The sequence below is a fragment of the Pseudomonas chlororaphis genome (genome assembly GCF_001921865.1).
GTDB classification, from domain to species: Bacteria; Pseudomonadota; Gammaproteobacteria; order Pseudomonadales; family Pseudomonadaceae; genus Aquipseudomonas; species Aquipseudomonas chlororaphis_D.
This window is the reverse complement of the sequence record NZ_MSCT01000022.1, coordinates 12672-38504: the sequence shown is the minus strand read 5'-3', so window position 1 is coordinate 38504 and position 25833 is coordinate 12672. Positions and strand designations below refer to the sequence as shown.

At 63.2% G+C, this 25833-nt stretch carries 25 protein-coding genes; 8 read left to right on the top strand and 17 right to left on the bottom strand.

The window, feature by feature from the left end; all coding sequences use genetic code 11:
• Positions 1-42: 42 nt before the first annotated feature.
• Together BTN82_RS27480 and BTN82_RS27475 are read left to right on the top strand one after the other, a co-directional pair.
• Positions 43-822, top strand: a complete 780-nt coding sequence (locus BTN82_RS27480) for an N-acetylmuramoyl-L-alanine amidase (RefSeq protein WP_075122164.1) — start codon at positions 43-45, stop codon at positions 820-822.
• Positions 823-894: 72 nt separating this feature from the next.
• Positions 895-2517 (top strand): EAL domain-containing protein, encoded by a 1623-nt coding sequence (locus BTN82_RS27475; RefSeq protein ID WP_075122163.1) that lies wholly within the window; start codon positions 895-897, stop codon positions 2515-2517.
• Here the strand turns inward: BTN82_RS27475 and BTN82_RS27470 are convergent.
• Together BTN82_RS27470 and algB are read right to left on the bottom strand one after the other, a co-directional pair.
• Positions 2514-4301 carry an ATP-binding protein gene (locus BTN82_RS27470; protein ID WP_075122162.1) on the bottom strand — a complete coding sequence of 596 codons (1788 nt, stop codon included), beginning with the start codon at positions 4299-4301 and terminating at the stop codon, positions 2514-2516. The two genes, BTN82_RS27475 and BTN82_RS27470, sit on opposite strands and share 4 nt — an antisense overlap.
• Before the next feature lie 10 nt (positions 4302-4311).
• Positions 4312-5658, bottom strand: a complete 1347-nt coding sequence (gene algB / locus BTN82_RS27465; protein WP_075122161.1) for a sigma-54-dependent response regulator transcription factor AlgB — start codon at positions 5656-5658, stop codon at positions 4312-4314.
• A gap of 447 nt (positions 5659-6105) precedes the next feature.
• On the opposite strand from algB, the gene BTN82_RS27460 reads away from it, so the two are divergent.
• The 5 genes from BTN82_RS27460 to BTN82_RS27440 all read left to right on the top strand — a co-directional run bounded on the left by BTN82_RS27460 (position 6106) and on the right by BTN82_RS27440 (position 10557).
• Positions 6106-6393 (top strand): hypothetical protein, encoded by a 288-nt coding sequence (locus BTN82_RS27460; protein ID WP_075122160.1) that lies wholly within the window; start codon positions 6106-6108, stop codon positions 6391-6393.
• A 71-nt stretch (positions 6394-6464) separates the two neighbouring features.
• On the top strand, positions 6465-6629 hold the full coding sequence (locus BTN82_RS27455; RefSeq protein WP_003177151.1) for a DUF1328 domain-containing protein: 165 nt from the start codon (positions 6465-6467) through the stop codon (positions 6627-6629).
• Positions 6630-6631: 2 nt separating this feature from the next.
• Positions 6632-7096, top strand: coding sequence for an inhibitor of vertebrate lysozyme family protein (locus tag BTN82_RS27450; RefSeq protein WP_075122159.1), 465 nt, complete (start codon positions 6632-6634; stop codon positions 7094-7096).
• A 722-nt stretch (positions 7097-7818) separates the two neighbouring features.
• Positions 7819-9150, top strand: coding sequence for a glutamate/aspartate:proton symporter GltP (gene gltP / locus BTN82_RS27445; RefSeq protein WP_075122158.1), 1332 nt, complete (start codon positions 7819-7821; stop codon positions 9148-9150).
• 177 nt (positions 9151-9327) lie between these two features.
• Complete coding sequence (locus BTN82_RS27440) at positions 9328-10557, top strand: nucleoside recognition domain-containing protein (RefSeq protein ID WP_075122157.1); 1230 nt, start codon at positions 9328-9330, stop codon at positions 10555-10557.
• 79 nt (positions 10558-10636) lie between these two features.
• On the opposite strand, the gene BTN82_RS27435 is transcribed toward BTN82_RS27440, so the two are convergent.
• From BTN82_RS27435 to BTN82_RS27395, 9 genes are all read right to left on the bottom strand, one after another.
• Positions 10637-11281: an ABC-type transport auxiliary lipoprotein family protein gene (locus BTN82_RS27435; RefSeq protein ID WP_075122156.1), complete on the bottom strand. Its 645-nt coding sequence runs from the start codon at positions 11279-11281 to the stop codon at positions 10637-10639.
• Positions 11278-12216: an MlaD family protein gene (locus BTN82_RS27430; RefSeq protein WP_075122155.1), complete on the bottom strand. Its 939-nt coding sequence runs from the start codon at positions 12214-12216 to the stop codon at positions 11278-11280. Before BTN82_RS27430 ends, BTN82_RS27435 begins: the two co-directional genes overlap by 4 nt.
• 1 nt (position 12217) lies before the next feature.
• Positions 12218-13021 carry an ABC transporter ATP-binding protein gene (locus BTN82_RS27425; RefSeq protein ID WP_075122154.1) on the bottom strand — a complete coding sequence of 268 codons (804 nt, stop codon included), beginning with the start codon at positions 13019-13021 and terminating at the stop codon, positions 12218-12220.
• Complete coding sequence (locus BTN82_RS27420; protein ID WP_075122153.1) at positions 13018-14166, bottom strand: ABC transporter permease; 1149 nt, start codon at positions 14164-14166, stop codon at positions 13018-13020. The genes BTN82_RS27425 and BTN82_RS27420 overlap by 4 nt, the downstream gene beginning before the upstream one ends.
• Before the next feature lie 70 nt (positions 14167-14236).
• Positions 14237-15265, bottom strand: coding sequence for a DUF5924 family protein (locus BTN82_RS27415; protein WP_075122152.1), 1029 nt, complete (start codon positions 15263-15265; stop codon positions 14237-14239).
• A gap of 63 nt (positions 15266-15328) precedes the next feature.
• Positions 15329-16714 carry a M16 family metallopeptidase gene (locus BTN82_RS27410; RefSeq protein ID WP_075122151.1) on the bottom strand — a complete coding sequence of 462 codons (1386 nt, stop codon included), beginning with the start codon at positions 16712-16714 and terminating at the stop codon, positions 15329-15331.
• Between the two features lie 56 nt (positions 16715-16770).
• Positions 16771-18429, bottom strand: coding sequence for a Na/Pi cotransporter family protein (locus BTN82_RS27405; RefSeq protein WP_075122150.1), 1659 nt, complete (start codon positions 18427-18429; stop codon positions 16771-16773).
• Between the two features lie 214 nt (positions 18430-18643).
• Positions 18644-19411: a TerC family protein gene (locus BTN82_RS27400; RefSeq protein ID WP_075122149.1), complete on the bottom strand. Its 768-nt coding sequence runs from the start codon at positions 19409-19411 to the stop codon at positions 18644-18646.
• Positions 19412-19481: 70 nt separating this feature from the next.
• Positions 19482-20789, bottom strand: a complete 1308-nt coding sequence (locus BTN82_RS27395) for a CitMHS family transporter (RefSeq protein WP_075122148.1) — start codon at positions 20787-20789, stop codon at positions 19482-19484.
• Positions 20790-21143: 354 nt separating this feature from the next.
• Here BTN82_RS27395 and BTN82_RS27390 point away from each other — a divergent pair, with 354 nt between their 5' ends.
• A complete protein-coding gene (locus BTN82_RS27390) occupies positions 21144-21545 on the top strand; it encodes a GFA family protein (RefSeq protein ID WP_075122147.1) in 402 nt (133 codons plus the stop codon).
• Positions 21546-21621: 76 nt separating this feature from the next.
• Here BTN82_RS27390 and BTN82_RS27385 read toward each other — a convergent pair whose 3' ends face one another.
• The 6 genes from BTN82_RS27385 to BTN82_RS27360 form a co-directional block, all read right to left on the bottom strand.
• Positions 21622-23583: a DUF4105 domain-containing protein gene (locus tag BTN82_RS27385; RefSeq protein ID WP_075122146.1), complete on the bottom strand. Its 1962-nt coding sequence runs from the start codon at positions 23581-23583 to the stop codon at positions 21622-21624.
• Positions 23580-23900 carry a DUF2388 domain-containing protein gene (locus BTN82_RS27380; RefSeq protein ID WP_075122145.1) on the bottom strand — a complete coding sequence of 107 codons (321 nt, stop codon included), beginning with the start codon at positions 23898-23900 and terminating at the stop codon, positions 23580-23582. The genes BTN82_RS27385 and BTN82_RS27380 overlap by 4 nt, the downstream gene beginning before the upstream one ends.
• Positions 23901-23927: 27 nt before the next feature.
• Entirely contained in the window at positions 23928-24236 is a 309-nt protein-coding gene (locus tag BTN82_RS27375; RefSeq protein WP_075122144.1) for a DUF2388 domain-containing protein, read from the bottom strand.
• A 107-nt stretch (positions 24237-24343) separates the two neighbouring features.
• Positions 24344-24661, bottom strand: a complete 318-nt coding sequence (locus BTN82_RS27370; protein WP_075122143.1) for a DUF2388 domain-containing protein — start codon at positions 24659-24661, stop codon at positions 24344-24346.
• Positions 24662-24825: 164 nt separating this feature from the next.
• A complete protein-coding gene (locus BTN82_RS27365) occupies positions 24826-25035 on the bottom strand; it encodes a DUF1127 domain-containing protein (RefSeq protein ID WP_075122142.1) in 210 nt (69 codons plus the stop codon).
• 276 nt (positions 25036-25311) lie between these two features.
• Complete coding sequence (locus BTN82_RS27360) at positions 25312-25527, bottom strand: DUF1127 domain-containing protein (RefSeq protein ID WP_009041553.1); 216 nt, start codon at positions 25525-25527, stop codon at positions 25312-25314.
• Positions 25528-25833: the final 306 nt, after the last annotated feature.

Sequence of the window (25833 nt, the reverse complement as noted above, 5' to 3'; positions counted from 1 at the left end):
TTACACTGTTGCATTATTTTCTCCAGCGTACTGCCCTCCGCCATGAAAGCTCTTGTCCTCGGCCTGTCCCTTCTATTGCTCGCCGGCTGCGCCAGCGGCCCGCGTATCGACACCAGCCACCCTTCGGTCAACTTCGACCAACGGGTGCAATTCGTGGTGGTGCACTACACCTCGGCCTCGATGGAGCGCTCCCTGCAACTGCTGACCCACGGTCAGGTCAGCAGCCATTACCTGATCGGCGACGACAAGGCCGGGACCATCTACAAACTGGTGGACGAGCAATACCGCGCCTGGCACGCCGGCGAGAGCCAGTGGCAAGGCCGTACCTGGCTGAACTCCAGCTCCATCGGCATTGAAATCGTCAACCCGGGCTTTCGCGACCTGCCGACCGGCCGTGTCTGGTATCCCTACAGCGAGGCGCAGATCCAGAACCTGATCGTGTTGCTCAAGGACATCAGCAAGCGCAACAACATCGAGCCACGGCACATCATCGGCCACAGCGATATCGCCCCGCTGCGCAAGCTCGACCCGGGCCCGTTGTTTCCCTGGAAGCGCCTGGCCGACGCCGGCCTGGGCCTGTGGCCGAACGCCCAGGCAGTGGCGCGTCAGCAAGCGTTCTTTGCCGCATCGCTGCCGAGCATTGCCTGGTTCCAGCAAGAGCTGGCTCGCCTGGGTTATGAGACGCCGCAAACTGGCGAACTGGACGTGGCGACCCGGCACGTGTTGGCCGCGTTCCAGATGCACTATCGGCCGTCGCGTTTCGATGGTCAGCCGGACGCGCAAAGCGCGGCGATCCTGCAGGTTCTCAACCAGACAAAATAATGACGCCCGCCCGACGGTCAGGGCTTTTTCTCAATCAGTAGCTATAACTCATTGGTAACCTTCGGATATCCAATGATGCCGGCCGCTCGCGAACCCCTACGCAGTTGGTTCTATCGCCCCTGGCTGTTGGCGATGTGCGCGGCTGCGTTGAGCGCGGTCCTGCTGCTGGCGGCGAGCCTGGGCATCGCGATGCACGAGGTGCAACTGCGCGAAAGCGAGCAGATGAATGCCCAGGGCGAACGTTTCCTCGAGCGCCTGGAGCAGCTGTTCGGCCAGTTGCGCGAGGGGTTGGACGTACTCGAGGCGCAACCCCTGCGCGAATGCAGCGCCGACATGATCATGGCCCTGCAGCAGATCAGCTTCAGCTATCGCTTCATTTATGAAGCAGCCTACATCGATGCGTTCCAGGCCTGCACCAACTGGCCGCGCCAGGACAATCTGGCCATGGTGCGGCCGCCGGATATCCGTGGCCCGACCTACAGCTACTGGCTGAACACCTCCGAGGAGCCCGACGAGAACCGCGCCGTGCTGATGCTCGGGCGCGGCAATTTCCGGGTGGCGACGTCTCGCGGGCACCTGACGGATATGGTCGACCTGCCGGACAACAGCAGCCTGATGGTGGTGCTCGACCATGGCACGCGGGCCATCCCGGTGCTGGGGCCGGCGCTGGCCTGGCCGCCCGCCTGGCCCTGGCCGCCGAGCGGTCGCAGCCCGCTGCAAGTGACCCAGAGCCAGCTGATTTATCGGATGCCCACCACCAACCCGGAATACCAGCTGGTTCTCGTCAGTCCTCGCACCAGCATGCAGCGCGAAATGTTTGAAGGCTGGTGGTGGCTGCTGCCCAGCAGCCTGGTGCTGGCGCTCTTCATCGGCGGGCTGGTCTATCAGTTGGCCCGGCAGCGCCAATCCCTGGGCGCCGAGTTGCAAGGGGCGTTGCACCGGGGCGAGTTGCAGGTCCTGTATCAACCCATCTTCGACCTGCATACGCGCCAATGCGTGGGTGCCGAGGCCCTGCTGCGCTGGCGTCGTCCGGACGGCACCCTGACCAGCCCGGAGTTGTTCATTCCCATGGCGGAGAACACCGGGCAGATCCGCCAGATCACCGATTTCGTCTTGCAGCGCCTGCTCGAACAGCTGGGGCATCTACTGCGCGCCAACCCGCACCTGTACATCTCGGTCAACCTGGCCGCTTGCGATGTCATGGTGCCGCGGATCGGCAAGGTCATGGCGCGCCTGTTGGCGCTGCACCGTGTGGCAGCGCGGCAGATTGCCTTCGAGGTCACCGAGCGCGGGCTGATCGATGTGGTGGTCGCGCGGCATAACCTGCAAGCCCTGCGGGATGTTGGCCATCAGGTATTGATCGACGACTTCGGCACCGGTTATTGCAGCCTGGCCTACCTGCAGACCCTGCCGGTGGATTGCCTGAAGATCGACAAGGCGTTTATCGATGCCCTGGGGCATGACGCGGCCAGCAGCGGCGTGGCCCCGCATATCATTCGCATGGCCCATGCGCTACAGCTCAAGGTGATCGCCGAAGGTATCGAATTCGAGGACCAGGCGTTGCTGCTGAGCAGCGAGGGCGTGCGTTTTGGCCAGGGCTGGCTGTTCGCCCATGCCCTGAGCGCGGTGCAGTTCATCGACCTGATCACTCGCGGCCGCCGTCTGGTTTCGCGGCGTCTGGACGACGAAGCCTAGAGCGGCAGGGCCAGATAGAACTGGGTGCCCTGCCCGGGCCGCGAATAGACCCCCATGCGCCCGCCGTGCAATTGCACGATTTCCTTGCACAGCGCCAGGCCCAGGCCGGCGCCGCCTTTCTTGCGGCCGACCTGGACGAAAGGTTCGAAAATCCGCCCCTGCTGTCCGTAGGCGATGCCTTCGCCGTTGTCTTCGACACTGATGATGACCCGCTCGCCATGCCGACGCGCCTGCAAGCGGATCGAGCCGCCGCGGGCAGTGTGCCGCAGGGCGTTGTCGACCAGGTTGTCCAGCACCCGTTCCAGCTGCATGCGGTCGGCGTGCAGCCGCGGCAGTGGCGCCTGGATCTCCACCACGAGGTCGATTTCCTGGGCCGCGGCAGCCTCGGCGAAGCGGCTGCGGGCCTGTTCCAGCAACTCTTCGAGGGTGCAGGGGGCCAGGGTGAGTTTCTGCAGGCCGTTCTGGTAGCGCGAGAAATTCAGCAGGTCGTTGATCAGTTGCATCAGGCGCTGCATTTCTTCGTTGACGGTATTCAGCAGGTCGGCTTCGCGGGACTCTTCCGGGAAGTGCAGGCGCTCCTGCAGCAAGCCGAACGCCATGTGCATGCCGGTCACCGGGGTGCGCAACTCATGGGAGGCGCGCAACACGAACTCGCTGCGCACGCGCTCGAAGGCGCGCTGCTCAGTGACATCGTGCAACACCATCACCGCGCCGAGAATATGCCCCTGGGGATGGCTGACCGGGGTCAGGCTGTAGGTCAGCAGGCGCGATTCGCCATCGACCTCGACGCTGAGGTCTTCCGGCGCCCGTTCCAGGTTGCCGCCGCGCAGCACCAGTTGCAGCTGCTCGTCCAGTTCCGGTCGCTCGAGGGCGCTGCCCAACCCCTGCCCGAGGCGCTCCTCGTCCCAGCCCAGTTGCCGCTGAGCCACCGGGTTGAGGTGCTCCAGGCGGCCCTGGCGGTCGATCATCAGCAAACCGTCGTCGATGCTGTCGAGCACCGATTGCAGGCGTTGCTGGCCGGCGAGCAGTTCGTCGACGTTGGTCGCCTGATGCTCGCGCAGGGCCTGGGCCATGATCCCGAAGCGCCGGGTCAGCAGGTTCATCTCGGGCCCCGAAGACAGGGGCAGGGTCACGTCGAAGTTGCCTTGGCCGATTTTATCGGCGGCCTTGGCCAGGGCCTCGATGGGGCCGCCAAAGCGCCGGGCGATACCGTGGGCCGTGATGAACCCGATGATCAGCACGGCCAGCCCCACCAGGCCGAGCAGGCCGGCGATCAGCAAGGCACGGTCGCGGGCCCGGTGCTCGATGTCGTTGATCGTGTCCAGGGCCCGCTTGTGCTCGCTGATCAGGCCGTTGCGCAGGGTATTGAAGCGCTGGGTCAGCTCCGTGTTGCCGTTGGCCCCGGCCGAGGTCCCGTCGGCGCGCTCGAAGGCCTCGAAGAAACTCTGGTAGTCGTTGCGCGCCTGGGTGAAGCCGTTGTGCACATTGTTCTGCCGCTCGTGCTCGATGCCCTGGTCGAGCAGGGCCAGGTATTGCTGCCTGGACGCGTCCAGCGCGGCCCGGTCGGGGTTGCGATTGAGCATGATGATCAACTGGTCGCCCAGGGTCTGGCGCAGCTTGAGCCCCAGGTCCAGGGTGATGAAGTTGTCGCGGATCAGCACTTCCTGGGTCTTGGCCATCTGCATCACGCTGACCAGCCCGAGCAAGAGTCCGAGCAGCGCTACGGTGATCAGCGCGGAAATGCTCAGAAACAGCCGCGTGCGCAGTTTTATCGCCAGCTTCATGAGGGGCGGCTCACAGGTTGTACTGTTTGCGTTTGCGGTACAGCGTCGAGGCGTCGATGCCAAGGGTCTTGGCGGCCTGGTCGAGGGTGTCGCTGGTGGCCAGTACCGCACCGATATGGGCTTTTTCCAACTCGTCCAGGCTCAGCGCGGCGCCGATGCGCGGGGTGTTGTTGGCGGGTTGCTCGGCCATGCCCAGGTGGCTGATCTCGACCTTTTCCTGGGGGCAGATGATGCTGGCGCGCTCCACCACGTTGCGCAGCTCGCGGATGTTGCCCGGCCAGCGATAGTTGAGCAGCGCTTCGCGTGCTTCGTCGCTGAAAGCGCGGCCGGGCCGCGCGTATTCCTTGACGAAGCGTGCGAGGAAACGGTCGGCCAGGGTCAGGATGTCTTCGCTGCGCTCGCGCAGCGGCGGCAGGTGCAGGGTGATGACGTTCAGGCGGTACAGCAGGTCTTCGCGAAAGCGCCCGTCGCGCACCATGTCCTCGAGGTTGAGGTTGGTCGCGGCGAGGATGCGCACGTCGGCGCGGCGGGTCACCGGGTCGCCGACCCGCTCGTATTCCTTGTCCTGGATAAAGCGCAGCAGCTTGGGTTGCAGGGTCAGGGGGAAATCGCCGATCTCGTCGAGAAACAGCGTGCCGCCATCGGCCTGGTTGACCCGGCCCAGGGTGCTTTCGCTGGCGCCGGTAAAGGCCCCGCGGCTGTGACCGAACAGCTCGCTCTCCATCAGCTCGGCGTTCAGCGACGGGCAGTTGATGGTGACGCAGGATTTGCGCGCGCGTTTGCTCCAGCCGTGGATGGCCCGGGCCAGCTCGCCTTTACCGGTGCCGGACTCGCCGAGGATGAGGATATTGGCGTCTGTGCCGGCGACCTGGCGCGCGGTTTCCAGCACCACCTTCATGGCCGGGCTATGGGAGTCCAGGCCGTCCTTGGGTTTGCGCACCTCGCCTTCGAGGGCTTCCAGGCGCGCCGAGAGTTGGCGCACCTCCAGTTGCTTGGCGGTGGCCAGGCGCAGCTGGTCAGGGCTGCAGGGTTTGACCAGGTAGTCGGCGGCGCCGGCCTGGATCGCGTCCACCGCGGTATCGACGGCCGAGTGGGCGGTCACTATCACCACGCGCATCCAGGGGGCCTGGACCCGCATCTGGGCCAGCACGTCGAGGCCGTTGTCCTCGCCCAGGCGCAGGTCGAGGAAGCACAGATCGAACACCTGGCGCTGCAACAAGGCATCGGCCTGGGCGGCACTGTTGGCCGTGGCGACGGTGTAGCCCTCGTCCTCCAGGCAATAGCGGAACGTACGCAGGATCGCGGACTCGTCATCCACCAGAAGAATGCGGCCTTGATTTTCCGGTGTTGATTCCATGACCCAGGCTCCTAAAGTGAATGATCTTATTTAGTCCCGGAAAAATCGGGCGAGTTGCATGATTGATTTTGATTGATTCCAGGTCGTGCAGGTTAGCTATCTCCGGGGCTTATTGCTAATTCGTTGAAAACATTGGGGATTGTTTTGTTTTTGTGCCTGTTCGAAATGTTCCCCCGGCGGGGTCTCCGTACCCGACGTATTTCCCGTGATGTTTTTCCCTCTCCCGAACCGCCCGATCGTGCAAATCGCCCGATGTTCGCGGCCGCATCGTGCAGGATGCGTCTATATATTTTCTCTTTATGTTTGTAACTCATTGTTTTTATTGATTTTGTTTGTAGGAAAAAACTGGCATGCAGGGTGCAACAATCTGATCAGACCTGGCTGGACAAGCCACAAGCGCAGCCGTAAGCGCTAAAGAACAATGACCCGCGTGGGAGGAGCTTCAGGATGAATCGCCAACGTCTCGGCCAATTGCCCATTTCGCCTCGCTATCTGCAGCAGGGATTGTTCGCCAGCCTGGCATTGCTGGTAACCCTGATCGGCGGCCAGCAGTTTTCGCGTTGGGAGCAGAGCCAGCCGCAAGCAGCGCTGAGCTTGCCGGTTCATCACGTCAGCCAAAGCCATTTCAGTGCGGCCAGCAGCGGCTTTGCGGATTCCACCCCGACGCTCCTGATGGAGGTCGACCAGGCCCGGCCTGTCGTCGATATGCCCGATCAGCAGCGCTGGGTGTTCTAGGCAAGACAGCCGGCGCGCGATAGCGGACCGGTCAGGCAGCACCTTTAAATAGAAGCGTAAGGAGAATGACCATGTTGAGCTGGGCAATCACATTCCTGATCATTGCCATCATCGCCGCGGTACTGGGCTTCGGTGGTATCGCGGGCACCGCCACGGGTATCGCCAAGATTCTCTTTGTGGTCTTCCTGGTGATGTTCATCGCTTCCTTCTTCTTTGGCCGTCGCGGTCGAGGTTGAACATGAGCGTTTCCCTGAAAGCATTGGCCGCCGCCCTGTTACTGGGCGGCGCGGCCACGGCGATGGCGGCCAACGATGGGCAGGCGCGGGTCAACCAGTTGTTGAACAGCGACCCGCAATACCGTGAAACCTGGCAGCACGTCGTCAAGCAGGAAGAACGGCTGCCGGAATGGGTGATGAACCTCTCCGGCGATGCGCAGCAGATGAACGCGGTGACGGAAGACGGCGACCAGTACCTGGTCGGCCCGCTCTGCGAAACCCGCGATACCTGCCTGAACCAACGCCTGATCGTGGCGTTCAGTTTCGACAAGAAAGACGCCTACGCCATGCTGGTCGAAGTACCGGCGGGCTTGCCCGCCGACAAGTCGCCGACCCGGCATGCCGAATACCGTTTTCTCGGCAAACCGGATGCCGGCATGCAGGGCCTGCTCAAGGAGCAGCTGAAAAAGGACCCGAACTGGTACTGAGTTCGCGGTTTCGGGTTCGATGAGGGAAAGCATGCGCCCACCTGGCTTGCTTTCCGTTGCACCGCCCCGAGGAGGGGTAGCGCATGACCAGGGGGCCGGGACGTTCTGATCGATACGGGGTCGGAGTGACCTAGGGGTACAGGGAGTGCCTCCGCGAGGGCCGGGTCAGGAAAAAACGGCGACGCCAGTTCACCAGTCGCCAAGGCTTGGTGACTGGCGTCGTGCTTGAGCGGCATCAACCTTCGTGGCGCAGCGCGGGGTGAATGGCCGGGGAAGGGCTTGGCAAAGCCTGCCGAAGCGTTTCACCGTGTTTCCTTGTGACCGTACATCGAGAAACTTTTGTCTTTTTTCAGACGTTATTTCTGGTTCTAACGTAAGAACTTTCTCTTCTTTCAACAGTCATCCCCGACCCACTCAAAAACCCTGAGTGCCGCCTGAAATGGCCGTTTCACGGTACTTTGTCGTGCCGAAATGTCGCATTCGAACCGGTTGGGACGCCCGTTTTGTTTAGAAAAACTCATGCCGATTCGGCATAGGGTAGGCGTTTACGGCATTAGACGTGCTCCCCCTGCGTCGGAATAGTTGCGCCTTTTTTCGCCTGAAGAGAGCCGTAAATGCTCGCTCGGGGTGACCTTATACGGGGGCCGATGCACAGACTTTTCCGCCATTGAGCGTTCCAGTTCGCGCATCAGCCCGAGTCCAACTGAAGTAAGGGTAATGATATGAAGAAGGCAAAACTAAGCCTCGCCTGGCAGATCCTCATCGGTCTGGTGCTGGGGATTGCAATTGGTGCGCTGCTCAACCATTTCAGTGCCGAAAAAGCCTGGTGGATCAGCAACGTCCTGCAACCTGCGGGCGATATCTTTATCCGCTTGATCAAGATGATCGTGATCCCGATCGTGATCTCCTCGCTGATCGTCGGTATCGCCGGCGTGGGCGACGCGAAGAAGCTCGGGCGCATTGGCCTCAAGACCATCATCTATTTCGAGATCGTCACCACCATCGCGATCCTGGTCGGCCTGGTGCTGGCCAACGTGTTCCACCCGGGCGCCGGCATCGACATGAGCACCCTGGGGACCGTGGACATCTCCAAGTACCAGGCGACCGCCGCCGAGGTACAGCATGAACACGCGTTCATCGAAACCATCCTCAATCTGATTCCGTCGAACATCTTCGCGGCCATGGCCCGCGGCGAGATGCTGCCGATCATCTTCTTCTCGGTGTTGTTCGGCCTCGGTTTGTCGAGCCTGCAGGCCGACCTGCGCGAGCCACTGGTGAAGATGTTCCAGGGCGTCTCGGAAAGCATGTTCAAAGTCACCCACATGATCATGAACTACGCCCCGATCGGCGTGTTCGCCCTGATCGCGGTGACCGTGGCCAACTTCGGTTTCGCCTCCCTGCTACCGCTGGCCAAGCTGGTGATCCTGGTTTACGTGGCCATCATCTTCTTCGCGTTCGTGGTGCTGGGCCTGATCGCCCGCCTGTTCGGCTTCTCGGTGATCAAGCTGATGCGCATCTTCAAGGATGAGCTGGTGCTGGCCTACTCCACCGCGAGCTCGGAAACCGTGCTGCCGCGGGTGATCGAGAAGATGGAAGCCTACGGCGCGCCGAAGGCCATCTGCAGCTTCGTGGTCCCGACCGGCTACTCGTTCAACCTCGACGGTTCGACCCTGTACCAGAGCATCGCGGCCATCTTCATCGCCCAGCTGTATGGCATCGACCTGTCGATCAGCCAGCAACTGCTGTTGGTCCTGACCCTGATGGTCACCTCCAAAGGCATCGCCGGCGTACCGGGCGTGTCCTTCGTGGTGCTGCTGGCGACCCTGGGCAGCGTGGGCATCCCGCTGGAAGGCCTGGCCTTCATCGCCGGTGTCGACCGGGTCATGGACATGGCGCGTACCGCCCTGAACGTGATCGGCAACGCCCTGGCGGTACTGGTCATCGCTCGTTGGGAAGGCATGTACGACGACGCCAAGGGCCAGCGCTACTGGAACTCCCTGCCGCACTGGCGCAGCAAGGAGCCGCTGCCGGCCGGCGAGACCTCCAACAACTGAGGCCCTGCGGGCCTATCGCGAGCAAGCTCGCTCCTACAAGGACGATAGAGCGCCTGCAGGAGCGAGCTTGCTCGCGATCAGCGCCACTGGCGCTCTTCGACAAACCCCGGTCAATCCGGGGTTTGTCGTTTCTGTCCGCCCCGCTATCATTCGCCGCATCTTTGGGGGGAATAACTGATGCTCAATGGCCTGTGGCTTGGCTTCTTCATCGTGGCGGCCGTTTCAGCGCTGGCGCAGTGGCTGGTGGGCGGCAACGCCGGGATCTTCGCGGCGATGGTGGAAAGCATCTTCGCCATGGCCAAGCTGTCGGTGGAAGTGATGGTGCTGCTGTTCGGCACCCTGACCCTGTGGCTGGGCTTTCTGCGGATCGCCGAAAAGGCCGGGATCGTCGACTGGCTGGCCAAGGTGCTGGGCCCGCTGTTCACTCGCCTGATGCCGGAAGTGCCGCCAGGGCACCCGGCCATCGGCCTGATCACCCTGAACTTCGCGGCCAACGGCCTGGGCCTGGACAACGCCGCCACGCCCATCGGCCTCAAGGCCATGCGCGCCCTGCAGGACCTCAACCCCAGCGCGACCACCGCGAGCAACGCGCAGATCCTGTTCCTGGTACTCAACGCGTCGTCGCTGACCCTGCTGCCGGTGACCATCTTCATGTACCGCGCCCAGCAAGGCGCCGCCGACCCGACCCTGGTGTTCCTGCCGATCCTGCTGGCCACCAGCGCCTCGACCCTGGTCGGCCTGCTGTCGGTCGCGGTGATGCAGCGCCTGCGCCTGTGGGACCCGGTGGTGCTGGCCTACCTGATTCCCGGCGCGCTGGCCCTGGGCGGCTTCATGGCCTTGCTGGCCACGCTGTCGGCCACCGCGCTGGCGTCGCTGTCGTCGATCCTCGGCAACCTGACGCTGTTCGGCCTGATCATGCTGTTCCTGGTGATAGGCGCGTTACGCAAGGTCAAGGTCTACGAGGCTTTCGTCGAAGGCGCCAAGGAAGGTTTCGACGTCGCCAAGAACCTGCTGCCGTATCTGGTGGCGATGTTGTGCGCGGTGGGCGTCTTGCGGGCGTCCGGCGCGCTGGACTTCGGCCTGGACGGCATCCGCCACCTGGTGGAATGGGCCGGCTGGGACACGCGTTTCGTCGATGCCCTGCCGACCGCGCTGGTCAAGCCGTTCTCCGGCAGCGCGGCGCGAGCGATGCTGATCGAGACCATGCAGACCCAGGGCGTGGACAGCTTCCCGGCATTGGTCGCGGCGACGATTCAGGGCAGTACGGAAACCACCTTCTATGTACTGGCGGTGTACTTCGGTTCGGTGGGCATCCAGCGCGCGCGCCACGCCGTTGGCTGCGCCCTGCTGGCCGAGCTGGCCGGCGTGGTGGCGGCGATTGCGGTGTGCTACTGGTTCTTCGGTTAAGACGCGCGAGCGTTATCGCGAGCAAGCTCGCTCCTACAGGGACCCCGTTTTGTAGGAGCGAGCTTGCTCGCGAAAGAGGTCAGGGTTTTCGGGTCGGCGGCACCAGGCGCTGCCCCTGTGTCACTGTCCACTCCACTACCTGCCGGCCCAAGGCATCCGCGGCCTGGCCGAACCCGGCGACCACCGCCGGCACCTGGGTGTCGCTCAACGGCTGGCGCACTTCAAAGCGCTGGCTGGCGAGGATTTTCTGGTCGTAACCGCGCACCAGGCGCGCGTCCAGGCGGATCACCACCGCCACGGCCTGGCCCTGGTATTCGCTCTGGAACGCCTGCAGGTTGCCGCCCAGCTCCAGGTCGGTCTGCACGTTGCTGTCGTCGGTGCCCAGCAGCGGCACCCGGCCGTCGGCGAGGAACGCGTCCAGCAGGCGATTGCGCAGCAGTAGCGGTGCCGGATCGCTCCAGCGCGAGTCCTTGTAGCTGCTGATCACATCGCCATGGGGAATCACGGCGATTCTCGCGCTGTTCAAGGCGTCGCTCGCCTGGGGCTTGGTCAGGCGCAGCGACCAGGCCTGCGCATGGCCCGAAGGCCTGGCTGTGGCGTTTTGGGTCGTGGGCAGGCGGTAGATGTCCACCGGGTCGGCCTGGGGCAGGATCGAGCAGGCGCCGCTCAAGGCGAAGCCGGCGGCCAGGGCCAGCCAGCCGAAGGGGCGATAGGCACGCTTCATGGCGTGAACTCCTTGTTCTTGTCGCTGCCCAGCAAGTAGCCGCTGGGGTTGGCTTCCAGGCGGCGGGATATGGCCCGCAGCGAACTCAGGGTATCGCGCAGCTCACGCACCGCCGGCGCCAGGCCATTGAGGCCCTGGATACCGTTGTTCAGCGAGTCCTGGTTGTCGGTCAGCAGTTTGTTGATGGTGGCGCTGCTCTGTTCCAGCGATTGCATGGCCTGCTCGGCGCTGCCGAACATCTGCTTGCCCTGCTCGTTGAGCAGGCCGTTGGCGTTACGCATCAGCGCGGTGGTCTGCTCCAGGGTGGCGCTGGCCTGCTTGCCGATGGACGCCAGCTGCTGCATGGCTTGGCGCACGTCGCCACGTTGTTCGGCGATGGCCCCGGTGGTCTGCTCCAGGTGTTCAAGGGTGTTGCTGATGCGCTCGACGTTTTCGGGCGAGAACATGCCGTTGGCGTTGTGCAGCAGCAGGTTGACGTTGGTCATCAGGTCGTCGCTGTTGTTCAGCAGGCGGGCGATCGGCGACGGCGAGGCGACGATCAGCGGCAGCTTGCCGTCCTTGCCCTGGAGCGGCTGGCTTTGCGGAGTGCCGCCGCTGAGCTGGATGATCGAGGTCCCGGTGATGCCGGTCAGGGTCAGCTTGGCCTGGGTGTCTTCCTTGATCGGGGTTTCGCCGCTCAGGCGGATCCGCGCCAGGACCCGGCGCGGGTCTTTCGGGTCCAGGCGCAGGCTGACCACATCGCCGACCTTGATCCCGCTGTACTGCACGGAACTGCCTTTGGACAGGCCGCTGACGGCCTCGTTGAACACGACCTCGTAGTCCTGGAACTCGGTGTCGACGCTGGACTTGGCCAGCCACAGACCGAACAGCAGGGCGCCGACCACCACAATCACGGTGAACAGGCCGATCAATACATGATGGGCTCGGGTTTCCATGTCATACCTCGTTGAGCTGTGTAGCGGCCTGGTACGCCGCGCGGCCGCGAGGGCCATGGAAGTATTCGTGAATCCAGGCGTCGTCGGTCTCGGCGACCTTGTCGATGGCATCCGCCACCAGCACCTTTTTCTGCGCCAGCACCGCCACCCGGTCGGTGATGGTGTACAGCGTGTCCAGGTCGTGGGTGACCAGGAACACGCTCAGGCCCAGGGCGTCACGCAGGGTCAGGATCAGTTGGTCGAAGGCCGCCGCGCCGATCGGGTCGAGGCCGGCGGTGGGTTCGTCGAGAAACAGGATGTCCGGGTCCAGGGCCAGCGCCCGGGCCAGGGCGGCGCGCTTGATCATGCCGCCGGACAGCGAGGCCGGGTATTTGTCGGCCGCCGACAGCGGCAACCCGGCCAGCGCCAGTTTCACCGCTGCCAGGTGTTCGGCGTCGGCGCGGCTCAGGCCGGCGTGCTCGATCAATGGCAGGGCGACGTTTTCGGTCACAGTCAGCGACGAGAACAACGCGCCCTTCTGGAACAGCACGCCGAAGCGCCGTTCGATCAGCGAGCGCTCATGTTCGGACAGGCTCGGCAGGTTCTGGCCGAACACCCGCACCGAACCTTCGCTGGGCTGGCGCAGGCCGATGATGCTGCGCAGCAGCACCGACTTGCCGCTGCCCGAACCGCCGACCACGGCGAGGATCTCGCCCTTGTACAGGTCCAGGTCGAGGTTTTCATGCACGCTCTGCGGGCCGAAGCGATTGCACAGGCCACGGACTTCGATCACCGCCTCGGCGGGCGGACGCACTGCACGGCTCACCAGCTCATCTCCATGAAGAACAGCGCGGCGACGGCATCGAGGACGATCACCACGAAGATCGATTGCACCACGCTGGAAGTGGTGTGGGCGCCGACCGACTCGGCGCTGCCGCTGACCTTGAAGCCTTCCAGGCAGCCGATGGCGGCGATCAGGAAGGCGAAGATCGGGGCTTTCACCATGCCCACCAGGAAGTGCTGCACGCCGATGTCCGACTGCAACAAGGCCAGGAACATCGCCGGCGAGATATCCAGCGACAATGCACAGACCACCCCGCCGCCGACGATCCCCGAGAGCATCGCCAGGAAGGTCAGCATCGGCAGCGCCACCAGCAGCGCCAGCACCCGCGGCAGCACCAGCAGTTCCATTGGGTCCAGGCCCAGGGTGCGGATCGCGTCGATCTCTTCGTTGGCCTTCATCGAGCCGATCTGCGCGGTGAAGGCGCTGGCGGTTCGGCCGGCCATGAGGATCGCGGTCAGCAGCACGCCGAACTCACGCAGGAAGGAGAACGCCACCAGGTCCACGGTAAAGATGCTGGCGCCGAAACTCTTCAGCACCGTGGCGCCGAGGAAGGCCACCACGGCGCCCACCAGGAAGGTCAGCAAGGCGACGATGGGCGCGGCGTCGAGGCCGGTCTGCTCGATATGGGCGACCATCGGCGTGATGCGCCAGCGCTTGGGCCGCAGCAGGCCGCGGGCCAGGGTCTCGAGGATCAGGCCGACGAACCCCAGCAGCTGCAGGCTGTCTTGCCAGACGGTATCGACCGCCTTGCCGATTCGCGTCAGCAGCTGGATGCCGACCGATATTTCCGGTTCCTTGATCGGTACGCAGAAGTCGGTCAGCGAGCAGTAGACGGTTTGCAGCAGCGCGCGGTCGGCCGCGGAGAGGGTGCAGTCGGGGTGCTCGGCGGATTTGCCGAGGCGTTCGGCGCCCAGCAGCTCCACCAGCAGCGAGGCGCCCGCGGTATCCAGGGTGCCGAGCTGGTTGAGGTCAATGTGGGTATTGCCATCGTACTGCCCGGCGAGCTTTTCGCACTGGTGCTTGAGCTCGGTGTAATGGGCGAGCGTCCAGTCCCCCGAGACGCGCAATCGCGAGGGGGAACTCGAGGCATCCAGTTGGGCACTGCCGGCCGTCGCGCTCTGGGTCATAAGCTCCGTGCTTGTGTGGCTGTTACGCAGGGGGTACGTAATAGCATGATCGGCGGCCTTGTGGCTTGTCCTAATGTGTCGGGTTTTGATCCGTGCCGGTGATCTTGAAGCGCAGCACGCCGATCACTTGCCCGTCTTCGGTCAATACCCGGACCTGCCAGTTGCCTGTCGGATCGCCGGGGAAATTCTGTTTGTGCGACCAGGCGCGGTAGCCCTCCTTGCGCCCGCCGTGGATGTCCAGGGCCACCCGATCGACCTCTTGGCCGTTGAACTGCCAGACGTGATAGATGCGCTCGTCCAGCCCGCGCGGCGCATTGATCGCCGTGTAGGCATACAGGCCGGCGCTGCGCACGTCGCTGGCGCTGACCTCCTTGAGGCTCTTGCCCGGCGTGCGGTCCTGCAGTTGGGTGCTGATGGCGTCTTCGGTGATCCACAAGGTCGCCGGCGGCACCCAGGAACGCAGCAGCCAGCCGGTGCCGCCGATGGCCAGGGTCATGCCCAGCAGCATCAGCACGCCGCGCAGGTTACGGATCGGGAAGATCGACGCCAGGCTGGGGAACGACAGCAGCATCGCAATACCCAGGGCCAGCTTGAAACTTTGCGCGGTGGTCAGGTGCAGGATGATCGGCAGCGCGGTCAGCAAGGCGGCGAACAGCGTCAGGGTATGCAGGGCGAGAAACAGCCAGCGCCGCGGCGCCAGCCACTTGTAGTAGAGCGGGTCGATGATCGAGATCAGCGCCGCGGCCCCCAGCAGGCCGGTGAAGACCAGCTGCCCGCTGTTCCAGGCGGTGGTGATGAAGAAGAACGGCAGGACGAAAAACAGGCTCTCCTGATGAATCATCTGCGTTGCATAACGCAGCAGCGGCTGGGGAATCTCCCGTTTGAAGACCTTGGCGAACAGCTGGGTCAGGCTGTTTTCCAGCATCAGCCAGATCCAGCTCACCAGCATGATCACCGCGATCCAGGTGGCCAGGCCCTGTTGGCGGTCCACCAGGATGAAACTGCCGACGCCGGAAATGAAGCCGCCCAGCGCAATGACCCCTGGATAGCGCTTCATGAGTTCCAGGACGCGCTGTAGGTATAGAGTCAGGTTCGGCATTCGGCGATTCACACTAGAAAAAAATCCCCGACAGAATAACGGTTTAGCCCGGTAAAAGACGCATCAGCCGCTGTTTCGTTTGCGATGGATCCGCCAGCCGGTCAGCGCCAGGACCATCAGCGCCAGGGCCGCGAGAATCAGCCCGCTCAGGGCCGCATAGCTCAGCAACGATTTTTCGATGCGCAGGTAACCGGGTTGCGTCAACAGCTCGTGCAGGGCCAGGTTGGCCTGCTTCAGGCTGACCGCCTTCAAGCGCTCGGCCGGATCGCTGAAACGCCCATCCGCGTAGCCGCCCAGGGCGCCCCAGTAGTAGTCCGCCAGCGCGCTGTTGCCCTGCACCGCCCAGGCCTGGCGGGCAATGGCCGCCTGTTGCAAGCGGGCGAAGGTTGTCGGATCCAGGCCGTCCTTGAGCAGTCGCGCCTTGAGGTCTTCGATCGCTTGTCGGGCCTGGGGCACGTCCGCGCGTTCAAGGTCGGCGTTCAAGCTGAGAAAACCGACGCCGCCGAACACCTCTCGTTCGCTCGAAGGCCCATACGACAGTTCGTGCCGCAGGCGCAGCTTGCGGTACAGCGCCCAGTCCAGGTAGTCCTTGAGCAGGTCGAAGGTTTCATCGTGCTGCCGCTCGAGGGTCGGCTCCGGGAACAGCCAGTGCAGCTTGGCGCTGTCGCCGACCCAGCCATGGATCAGGCTGCGTTCGGCGGCGGCGGTCTGTTGAATGTCCGGCAGGCCCGGGTGTTCGCTGGGCTCCACCGGCTCCAGCTCGCCAAAGGTACGCTCCAGGTAGGCGGGCAGCAGGCGGTCAAGGTCGCCGACGATGATCAGGGTCATGTTGTTCGGCGCGTACCAGTCCTTGCGCAGTTGCTTCAAGCGCTCGAGGGTCAGGTGCCCGACTTCGGCGCGTTCGGCGCACTTGAGACCCAGCTCCACCGCCAGCTGGTTGCTGGCCGTGTGGCCCAGGTCCTGGCGGTCCAGCCAGCGTTGCAGGTGCGAGTAATGCCCGCCGTCTTCACGCTCGACCACCCGTTTTGCCGCTTGCAGCGCGCTGTCGTCGAGTTCGGTGCGGGTCAGTACCGCGAGCAACAGGTCGAGGACCTTACGCTGGTTTTTCGCCGGGGCTTCGATGACGAAGGTGGTATCGGCATTGCTGGTGTAGGCGTTCCACTCGCCTCCCAGTGTCTGCATGCGTTCTTCCAGCCCACCCTCGCCGCTGGCGTCGATACCGCTGAACAGCAAATGTTCGAGCAGGTGCGGCAGTTCCTTGTCGGCGCAGTCGAAGTCGTCCAGCCCTACTCCGACCACCAGGCGGATCGCCACATGGCCGCGTTCGGTGCCTGGCTTGAGCAGCAGTTGCAAACCGTTGGGCAACAGATAGCCCTCGACCTGGAAGCGATCCAGGGCAAACGAGGAGGCTGATCCGAGCAGCAGGCAGGCGAATAACAGGCAACGCATAACAGGTTTCCTTACGGCGCGCGTAAGTTCAACAGACTCCAGGCAACTCTGGATGTTCAGGGTGAATGGGTGATGTCAGCCATATCGTCCACGGCAAGCGCGCCGGTTTCGGAGCTGCCCAGCACCACGTAGGCGCTGCCGCAGAACAGCGAATTCAAGCGTTTCATGTCGGCGATCAGTTCCAGGTGCAGCGAGCTGGTCTCGATACTCTGGACGATTTTACGCTGCAGGCGGCTGACATGGGCATGGGCCAGGCGACGTTCCTGAGCGCGAAAACGGCGTTTTTCCCGCAGCAACTGCCGGGCGCTTTCCGGGTCGGCACTGAGGAACACCGACAGCCCCAGGCGCAGGTTGGCGATCAGTTGCGCGTGCAGGCTGGCCAGTTCCTCCAGGCCGACTTCGGAGAACGAGCGACGTTGCGCGGTCTTCTGCTGCTGGACCTTGCGCAGCATGCGTTCGATCAGGTCGCTGGCCAGTTTCAGGTTGATCGCCAGCTCGATGATTTCGGCCCAGCGCCGGCTGTCCTGCTCGCCGAGGTCTTCGCGGGGCATCTGCGCCAGGTAGAGCTTGATCGCGCTGTAGAGCACTTCGACGTCGTCGCTGAGGCTGCGCATTTCCTGGGTGATCGCGGTCTGCTTGCCGTGCAGCACATCGAGCATGGCTTCGAGCATGTTTTCGATCAGGTCACCGATGCGCAAGGTTTCCCGGGCCGCGTTGGCCAAGGCCAGGCTAGGGGTGGCCAGCGCCGTAGGATCGAGATGCCGCGGCTTGGCCCGGCCATTGGTTTCCGGGCGTTCCGGCAGCAGCCAGGCGCAGATTTTCGCCATTGGCCCGACCGTCGGCAGCAGGAGCAGACAGCGCAGGGTGTTGTAGAGCAAGTGGAAACCGATCACCACTTCCTGCGGGCTGAAGTCCAGGCTGTCCATCCATTGCGCGAGCGGGTCCAGCACCGGGATGATCAGCAGCAGGCCGATCAGCTTGTACAGCAGGCTGCCCAGCGCTACCTGGCGGCCAGCGGCGTTCTGCATGTTGGTGCTGAGAAAGGCCAGCACCCCGCTGCCGATGTTGGCGCCGATCACCAGGCCGATGGCCACCGGCAGGCTGATCACCCCGGCACCGGCCAGGGTCGCGGTGAGCAGCACGGCCGCCAGGCTGGAGTAGGAAACCATGGCGAACAGCGCGCCCATCAGGGCATCGAGCAGGATGTCGCCGGTCAGCGAGGCGAACAGCACTTTCACCCCCTGGGCGTGGGTGATGGGCGTGGCCGCCTCGACGATCAGTTGCAGCGCCAGGATGATCAGCCCCAGGCCGATACCCACCCGCCCAAGCTGGCCGGCCCGGGTCTGTTTGCGCGACAGGAAGAAAATCACCCCGAGAAAGATCAGCAGCGGCGACAGCCAGGACAGATCGAAGGTCAGCACCCGGGCCATCAGCGCGGTACCGACGTCGGCGCCCAGCATGGTCGCCAGAGCGGGCGTCAGCGCCATCAGGCCCTGGCCGACGAACGACGTCACCAGCATCGCCGTGGCGTTGCTGCTCTGGACCATGGCGGTGACCAGGATGCCAGCGGCGAACGCCAGTGGGCGCTTGGCCATGTTCTGGCCGATAACGTGACGCAGGTTCGAGCCATAGACCCGCAGGATGCCGGTACGGACGATGTGCGTGCCCCAGATCAGCAAGGCCACGGCGGACAGCAAATTGAGCAGGGTGAGCATGACGGCCCCCTGTGGTGAATAGCGCCCCAGAGGGGCAAGTTGACGGTGCCGCGCGTCTTTCTACGTTCTGTACTTAAGCTGTAGTTGGCTAACGGTCTGTGCGCCAGCATCGCATAGCTGACACGCCGATTGAAACAAAACCGTCATAAATAAGGCGGCTTTTTACAGGCGTGAAAAAGGGGCTCGAAAGCCCCTTTTTTGCTGCGCCCTCGGGTTATTGACCCGGGATGTCCTTGCGCAGTTTCACCGGCTCCTGCTGCTTTTTCTTTTTCGCGATGGCGGTACGCATCTTGATGTTGACCGCCTCCACTGCCAGCGAGAAGGCCATGGCGAAGTAGACGTAGCCTTTTGGCACATGCACTTCGAACGCCTCGGCGATCAGCACGGTACCGACCACCAGCAGGAACGACAGCGCGAGCATTTTCAGCGACGGGTGCTTGTCGATGAACTCGCTGATGGTGCCGGCAGCCAGCATCATCACCAGCACCGCGACGACGATCGCCGCGACCATGACTGGCACGTGGGAAACCATGCCGACGGCGGTAATCACCGAGTCCAGGGAGAACACGATGTCGATGATGGCGATCTGGATGATGGTGTAGAGGAAGTTGCCGCCCTTGCCGCTGGGCTCTTCGGCGGTTTCGTCCTCGCCTTCCAGGGCGTGGTACATCTCTTGGGAGCTCTTCCAGAGCAGGAACAGGCCACCGAAGAACAGGATCAGGTCACGCCCGGAAATACCCTGGCCGAACACCACGAACAGGTCCGCGGTCAGGCGCATGACCCAGGTGATCGACAGCAGCAGGAGGATCCGCGTGATCATGGCCAGCGCCAGGCCGAAAATCCGGGTCCGGGCCTGCATGTGCTTGGGCATGCGGCTGACCAGGATCGAGATCATGATGATGTTGTCGATACCCAGGACGATTTCCAGGGCGGTCAGGGTAAAGAAGGCAACCCAGATTTCCGGGTTAGTCAGCCATTCCATGTGTATTCCTTTGAGCGAATGTTAAACCGCGCCGCCAGCAATCGGCTGGTGGCGCAGTAGTTTGATCCGGTTACAACGTGCTGAACAGTGGGAAAGTCCCCAGCAACAATGCTGCAACCAGTATGCACAGGCAGACCAGCACTGCCCACTTGAGGGTGAAGCGCTGGTGATCGCCGAACTCGATACCGGCCAGTGCCACCAACAGGTAAGTCGACGGCACCAGCGGGCTCAGCAAGTGGACGGGCTGACCGACGATCGAGGCACGCGCCATTTCCACGGCGGTGATGCCGTAATGGCTGGCCGCTTCGGAGAGCACTGGCAACACGCCGTAGTAGAACGCGTCGTTCGACATGAAGAAGGTGAACGGCATGCTCACCAGCGCCGTGATCACCGCCAGGTACGGGCCGAGGAAGTCCGGAATCACTGCCAGCAGGCTTTTGGACATGGCGTCGACCATGCCGGTGCCGCTCAGGATACCGGTGAAGATACCGGCCGCGAAAATCAGGCTGACCACTGACAGCACGCTGCCGGCGTGAGCCGAGACGCGATCCTTCTGCATTTGCAGGCAAGGGTAGTTGACGATCATGGCAATACTGAATGCCACCATGAACAGCACGGGCAGCGGGAGCAGGCCGGCGATCAGGGTGCACATCAAGGCCAGGGTCAGCAGGCCGTTGAACCAGATCAGTTTCGGACGACGGGCATCCGGGAACTGCGAAACGCTGATTTCGCTGTGATCGATCTCATCGCCCACCAGGTGCAGTTCGCCCAGGCGCGCACGCTCGCGCTTGCCGTAGAAATAGGCGATGACCAGGATCGCCACCACGCCCGCGGCCATCGCCGGGATCATCGGTACGAAGATGTCCGACGGGTCGACATGCAGCGCGCTGGCTGCACGGGCGGTCGGGCCGCCCCAGGGGGTCATGTTCATCACGCCGCCGGCCAGGATGATCAGGCCGGCCATGATCCGCGGGCTCATGCCGATGCGGCTGTACAGCGGCAGCATGGCCGCCACGCAGATCATGTAGGTGGTCGCGCCGTCGCCATCCAGGGACACCACCAGCGCCAGCACCGCGGTACCGACCGAGACCTTGAGCGGGTCGCCCTTGACCAGCTTGAGGATCTTGCGCACGGCCGGGTCGAACAGGCCGGAGTCGATCATCAGGGCGAAATACAGGATGGCGAACATCAGCATCACGCCGGTCGGCGCCAGCTTGGTGATGCCTTCGAGCATCATCGGGCCGATCTTCGGCGCAAAGCCGCCGAACAGGGCGAACAGGATCGGGATGATGATCAGGGCGATCAGCGCGGACAGGCGCTTGGTCATGATCAGGAACATGAAGGTGATGACCATGGCAAAGCCAAGGAAAGTCAGCATGGGAATACTCCAGGCGTAGCGCGGCTAGGGAATGGCGAACCGGATGGGATCAGCGCAGAACGGGAAGCGCGGGACGTGCTGGAGGAAGCGGGGCGAAAAGGCGGGTAGGAACGGACATCAGAATCACCAAATTGTTGTTGTTAATTGGGCCAGGAGGCGTGCAACGCGCTCGTTGGCCAACCGGTCTGTTGCCGGTAGTGGAGGCGATCCTAATCGCGGAAGCTTTCAGCTACCTTTCGTTATGCAAAGCGTCGATGAGAAGTGCCGCGAGCCGACGTGCGGTCAAAAAATAACCAGGTCGGGCTGCCGTCGGGGTTTCCCCGCAGGGGCTGGCCGTTCGATGGAGGTCTTGGCATGAGCCTGATACATACCGGTGGTTGCCACTGCGGTCAGTTGCGTTATCAGTTCAGCGGGCCGCTGCGCGATATCGCCCATTGCCATTGTTCGATCTGCCGGCGGGTCAGCGGCGGCCTGGTGACCACCTGGATCACCCTGCCCTGCGCGGCGTTCCAGTGGCTGGCGGGGGCGCCGGCGCGCTACGACTCCTCGCCTGGTTGCGCGCGCTATTTCTGCCCTAACTGCGGGGCGCATCTGGCGCTGGTCAGCCAACTGAGCCCGAGCAGCATCGATGTGACCATCGCTACCCTGGATCATCCGGAGCAGGCCGCGGCCGATCGGCATATCTGGACCGACAGCCGTTTGCCGTGGCTGCACCTGGACGAGCAGTTGCCGGAAGAGGCCGAAGAGACGTTGTAGATTGGCGAGGGCTTATCGCGAGCAAGCTCGCTCCTACAGGAGGCTGTTTTGTAGGAGCGAGCTTGCTCGCGATGCGTCAGGGCAACTCCAGCCCACCCGCCGCCTTATGCAGGGCCCGCAGGTGTTCGCCGAGCTGTTTCAGGTTGGCTTCGTTGGCGGCGATTTCGGCGGCGCGGCTCGGTTCCAGCAGGGCCCGTACTTCCTTGTCCAAGTCGCCGGTCAGGGCTTGCAGGCGCTTCTGGCGCAGGCTGCTTTCCGCTTCCAGGCGCTGCCATTCGCCAGGCTGCGGCAAACCGTAGCCGCTGCTGCCCAGCAGCTCCGCCGGGCGGCTGAGGAAGCCGCTGTTGGCGAGGATTTCCCGCAGGGTCCCGTCGGCCTTGTCCATGCCGCCGTTCTGCAGGTCGCGGGCTCCCAGGTAGCGCTGCTTGACCTCGTCCTGGGCCAGCAGCAACTGGCGCCGGAAGCTCGCCTGCTCGAGCAGCAGCAAGGCGGCACTGGTGCGCAGGTCTGCCTGCTCGAACCACTGGCGACGTTGTTCGGCGCTCAGGGACAGCCAGTCTTCCACGCTGTCCTGTTTGATCGGCAGGTGCTTTTTCAGCACCGCGAACATGGCCTGGTAACGGTCGCGGAAGGAGTCGAAGCGATACCCCAGGCGCAAGGCTTCGCGAGGATCGTCCAGCACGCTGGTGTCGGCCAGGCCGCGGCCCTTGAGCACTTCCAGCAGGCCGTTGGGCATGATGCTGTCGAGTCCGGTGAGCTGGGCGTTGTTGCTGCCGCTGCGCAGCAGCTTCAGGCTTTCCACTGCGCAGTTATTGGACAGGAAGTAGTAGTTGCCGTCGTAGCTCCAGTGCATCTCCGCCGCGTGCTCGACCACCTCTTCGATCTCGCTGCGCGACAGATTCAGCGGCACCGATGCCAGGCTGCGCAGCTCGGTCTTGGTGTATTCGTCGATGACCTGGGCCAATGGCAGGATAAACAAGCGGGACGGGTATTTGCCGACCAGGCCGTCCCAGCTCGATAGCTGCACGTCGCCGACAAAGGCCCGGTAGGACAACACCAGATGCTGGTCGAGGTCCAGCCGGCAGTCCGGTCCGCGCGGCCGGCCCGGGGCGCAGATCACCAGGCGCAGCATGCTGTGCCCCCAGCGGCTGACCCAGTTCTGGTTGGCCTCGGCCAGCAGGTAATCCACGGCATAGACCCGTTCCGGGTCGACCTGCCCCAACGGTTGCTTGGCGAAGTCGTTGCCAGCGTTGAGGAAGGCGAAGGATTGCGCACAGGTGTCCTTGGCCTTCGGCGCCCAGCCGAAATGCTCCTGGTAATAGCGGTACAGCGCCGGTCGGCGGCAGGCGTAGCTCGGGTCCAGGAGAAAGTACTCCATGTTCACCGCGACAAACTCTTTCGGGTTGGTCGTTTCGTAGAGGTCCGGGCTGCGGGCGACCTGGCGGTTGTGTTGCTCGCGTTCGCCGCGGCGGCCGACGTATTGCGGCCAGCCGGCGAGATCGAGCAGGCGCGGGTCGTCGCTGAGGGTGAAGCGCCGCGTGGTTTGGCCGCGGCATTGATCCGGCAGCCCGATCAGGCCTGAGGCGTTGTTCTGGCGACTGCAGCGCTGGATCAGCGTGCGCTCGGCGCCTGACCACAGGCGCGAGCGATCATAGATATGGGTCAGTTCGTGCAGCACGGTGGCGAGCATTTCCCGGCGCACGGTGCCGTGGGGACGGGAGGTTTTCTGGGTGGCTGCGCTGCCGTCGGTGAGGCTGGCCAAGAGTTTACGGTTGAGGTCGAGTTCGGCCACCAGCGACGCCTGGCCATAGGCGTTATGAGGCATGTCGTCGGTCCAGCCAACGTCGATGCGCCGGTCCAACTGCTCGATGAAGCGCGGCGGCAGCGCCTGCATCGCTTCATCCAGCAGCGTCTGGCTGGCGCGCTGCTGTTCCGGGCTCAAACCGTCGGTCTTGAGCCGCAGTTGCAGGTCGGCCTGAGCGCTGTTGCCCACAAGCAACAGCGCCGCGCTCAGCAGCCAGGCAGCGAGCGGCCTCACAATGCGAGGATGGCTTCGGCGAGCACCTGATCGCTGGCGTCGCGGGCTTGCGGCACGCGGTCACGCAAGGTATCGAAAGCCGCTTCCAGCTGCGCGCCACGAATGTCGCCGTCGCTGGCGACGAAGCTGGCGGCGTCGTCATGGGCAGCACGCACGATTTTCGAGTCGCGGATGGAGGTGGTGGTGTCCGAGGTGAAATCGATGGTACGGCCAAAGGCACGAACGATGATGTTACTGGTGGCTACCAGGGTTTGCGCCTGGGCCACATCGGCCAACAGCAACAGGCCAAGGGTGGCAGCGAGCAGCGGGCTACGCATGGAACGACTCCGGGATGACAGGGATGGTTATTGGACGAGAATTGCCTGCGCCAGTTCAAGGTCGCCGGCATGAAGTTGCGGTTGGGTTCTACGCAGGTATGTCAGGGCTGATTCCAGCCGGGCTCCGCGCAGGTCGCCGTCGGTGGCGATGAAGGCCGCGGCGTCATCCTGGGCCGCGAGTATCCGCTTATTGTCGAAAGGTGCGGAGCTGACCTTGCTGGTGGCGTAGCCGCTAATGACCAGTCTTTCGGTGGTCAAGTCGAAAGCCGCGACCGAGCCGGTCCAGCACACAGCGATCAACGAAGGAACGATAAGCAAGGATCTGAAAAAACGCATGAGTCTCGACAGCTGGAAAACCAGCGGCAAGGCTAGCGTAATGCCCGGGCGAGAGCCAGCGCCCAGGGTTTCGGGCGCGCTGGGCGCACCCGTCACCGGACCGGCGGTCAGATCGTCAGGATGGCCTGGGCGAGCTGAGCGTCGGTAGCGCCCAGTTGTGGCAACTGTTGGCGGATATGGTCGAACGCGCTTTCCAGCTTCACTCCGCGAATGGCGCCGTCGGTGGCGACGAAACTGGCGGCGTCGTCACGAGCGGCGCGCACGATTTTGTTGTCGCGAAACGACGATGTGACGTCGGATGTCGCGTCCGAAGTGGCCTTGAGTGCGCCGACGACGGCATCGGTCGTGACGATAAAGCTGGTGGCGTGGGCGTTGGAAGCCAGGGCCAGCAAGGCAGCAGCGCTGAGCAGGCGAAGACGGGACATAGGTAGAACTCCTTGAGCAGGTAAGGGTGGTGCTGAGTGGGCACCGGGCAGCACTGTGGGGCAGATGAATCAAACGCCCCTTCAGGAAAATTGCTACGCGTTGCTGAATATTAGGCCCACCCTGCTCTGCTCGAATAGCCCTCTTCGCGTTGTCAGGCGGCGAATTAGCGCCAGAAAGGCTTTTCCAGTTCGGCCATGCGGTCGCTGTGGCTGATCCCGACATCGGACAATTGCTGGTCGTTGAGTCCTGCCAGTACACGACGCGTTCGGGCGTTCTGGAGCATCTGGCAAAAGATCTGGTACCCGCGTTTCCAGGCACTTGCCTGGGAATGGGAAAGGCTAAGAGGGGCAATACGTCCTGGTAAGTGATTCATGGTGCGGTCCTTTCGGCAGGCCGAAGTCAGGGACTTGGGACACCATATTGCTACTCGCGCAGGTGAGCATACAGATACACCACCATGAAATTGTACGGGTTCAGTTGTTTTTTAATTAAGACTGTACCTGTCCTGGGTAACCCTATCTGTACCGTGCCCTCCCTGCGTTACCGACCCTGAAACGACAAAACCCGTCGCGGTTACCCGCGACGGGTTTTGTTTTTTCAATTCGGGTGCTGGCGGTGGACCCAGTGGGTCAGGGCCAGCGACGCTGATTTAGCGCCAGAACGGCTTGCTCAGCTCTTCGTAGCGTTGAGCTTCGCTGATACCTGCGTCAGCCAGCAGGCGAGAATCCAGGCGAGCCAGTTGGTGGCGGCTGGAGATGCGGCGCTGCCACAGCATCAGGTTGGCGAGTACGCGCAGAGGCATGGAAGCCTGGGTTTTTGCAGCTTTGTCTTCGAAGAACAGTTCGGAACTGAGTGTACGTTCCATGGTGTGCATCCTTCCGCTTGTGGCGGGATTAGGTAGTGGTTTAACTGGTGCCCATGATCCTCCTCTCGCGCCAGTCTCTCTAGATACAGTTCATCTGTATTGTGAGGGGCCAGTTAACTGTTTATAGGTGCTGTACTGTTCAGAAATGATGCAACTGTACCTGTCGGCACCATTTAGGTGCGAATCTGTAGGTATTGATTAAAAAACGCTCAATTTTTGCGAGTAAAATACCAGTACAGTAGTACAGTTTTTTAAGGTCTATACAAGGTTGTCGAGGGGCTGACGCAACTGCATTTGCGCCAGCCC

What these genes read in the sequence shown, in the direction of transcription:
- BTN82_RS27480 (WP_075122164.1), top strand. Translation starts at nt 43, where the DNA reads ATGAAAGCTCTTGTCCTCGGCCTGTCCCTTCTATTGCTCGCCGGCTGC.
- BTN82_RS27475 (WP_075122163.1), top strand. Translation starts at nt 895, where the DNA reads ATGATGCCGGCCGCTCGCGAACCCCTACGCAGTTGGTTCTATCGCCCC.
- BTN82_RS27470 (WP_075122162.1), bottom strand. Translation starts at nt 4,301, where the DNA reads ATGAAGCTGGCGATAAAACTGCGCACGCGGCTGTTTCTGAGCATTTCC.
- algB (WP_075122161.1), bottom strand. Translation starts at nt 5,658, where the DNA reads ATGGAATCAACACCGGAAAATCAAGGCCGCATTCTTCTGGTGGATGAC.
- BTN82_RS27460 (WP_075122160.1), top strand. Translation starts at nt 6,106, where the DNA reads ATGAATCGCCAACGTCTCGGCCAATTGCCCATTTCGCCTCGCTATCTG.
- BTN82_RS27455 (WP_003177151.1), top strand. Translation starts at nt 6,465, where the DNA reads ATGTTGAGCTGGGCAATCACATTCCTGATCATTGCCATCATCGCCGCG.
- BTN82_RS27450 (WP_075122159.1), top strand. Translation starts at nt 6,632, where the DNA reads ATGAGCGTTTCCCTGAAAGCATTGGCCGCCGCCCTGTTACTGGGCGGC.
- gltP (WP_075122158.1), top strand. Translation starts at nt 7,819, where the DNA reads ATGAAGAAGGCAAAACTAAGCCTCGCCTGGCAGATCCTCATCGGTCTG.
- BTN82_RS27440 (WP_075122157.1), top strand. Translation starts at nt 9,328, where the DNA reads ATGCTCAATGGCCTGTGGCTTGGCTTCTTCATCGTGGCGGCCGTTTCA.
- BTN82_RS27435 (WP_075122156.1), bottom strand. Translation starts at nt 11,281, where the DNA reads ATGAAGCGTGCCTATCGCCCCTTCGGCTGGCTGGCCCTGGCCGCCGGC.
- BTN82_RS27430 (WP_075122155.1), bottom strand. Translation starts at nt 12,216, where the DNA reads ATGGAAACCCGAGCCCATCATGTATTGATCGGCCTGTTCACCGTGATT.
- BTN82_RS27420 (WP_075122153.1), bottom strand. Translation starts at nt 14,166, where the DNA reads ATGACCCAGAGCGCGACGGCCGGCAGTGCCCAACTGGATGCCTCGAGT.
- BTN82_RS27415 (WP_075122152.1), bottom strand. Translation starts at nt 15,265, where the DNA reads ATGCCGAACCTGACTCTATACCTACAGCGCGTCCTGGAACTCATGAAG.
- BTN82_RS27410 (WP_075122151.1), bottom strand. Translation starts at nt 16,714, where the DNA reads ATGCGTTGCCTGTTATTCGCCTGCCTGCTGCTCGGATCAGCCTCCTCG.
- BTN82_RS27405 (WP_075122150.1), bottom strand. Translation starts at nt 18,429, where the DNA reads ATGCTCACCCTGCTCAATTTGCTGTCCGCCGTGGCCTTGCTGATCTGG.
- BTN82_RS27400 (WP_075122149.1), bottom strand. Translation starts at nt 19,411, where the DNA reads ATGGAATGGCTGACTAACCCGGAAATCTGGGTTGCCTTCTTTACCCTG.
- BTN82_RS27395 (WP_075122148.1), bottom strand. Translation starts at nt 20,789, where the DNA reads ATGCTGACTTTCCTTGGCTTTGCCATGGTCATCACCTTCATGTTCCTG.
- BTN82_RS27390 (WP_075122147.1), top strand. Translation starts at nt 21,144, where the DNA reads ATGAGCCTGATACATACCGGTGGTTGCCACTGCGGTCAGTTGCGTTAT.
- BTN82_RS27380 (WP_075122145.1), bottom strand. Translation starts at nt 23,900, where the DNA reads ATGCGTAGCCCGCTGCTCGCTGCCACCCTTGGCCTGTTGCTGTTGGCC.
- BTN82_RS27375 (WP_075122144.1), bottom strand. Translation starts at nt 24,236, where the DNA reads ATGCGTTTTTTCAGATCCTTGCTTATCGTTCCTTCGTTGATCGCTGTG.
- BTN82_RS27370 (WP_075122143.1), bottom strand. Translation starts at nt 24,661, where the DNA reads ATGTCCCGTCTTCGCCTGCTCAGCGCTGCTGCCTTGCTGGCCCTGGCT.
- BTN82_RS27365 (WP_075122142.1), bottom strand. Translation starts at nt 25,035, where the DNA reads ATGAATCACTTACCAGGACGTATTGCCCCTCTTAGCCTTTCCCATTCC.
- BTN82_RS27360 (WP_009041553.1), bottom strand. Translation starts at nt 25,527, where the DNA reads ATGGAACGTACACTCAGTTCCGAACTGTTCTTCGAAGACAAAGCTGCA.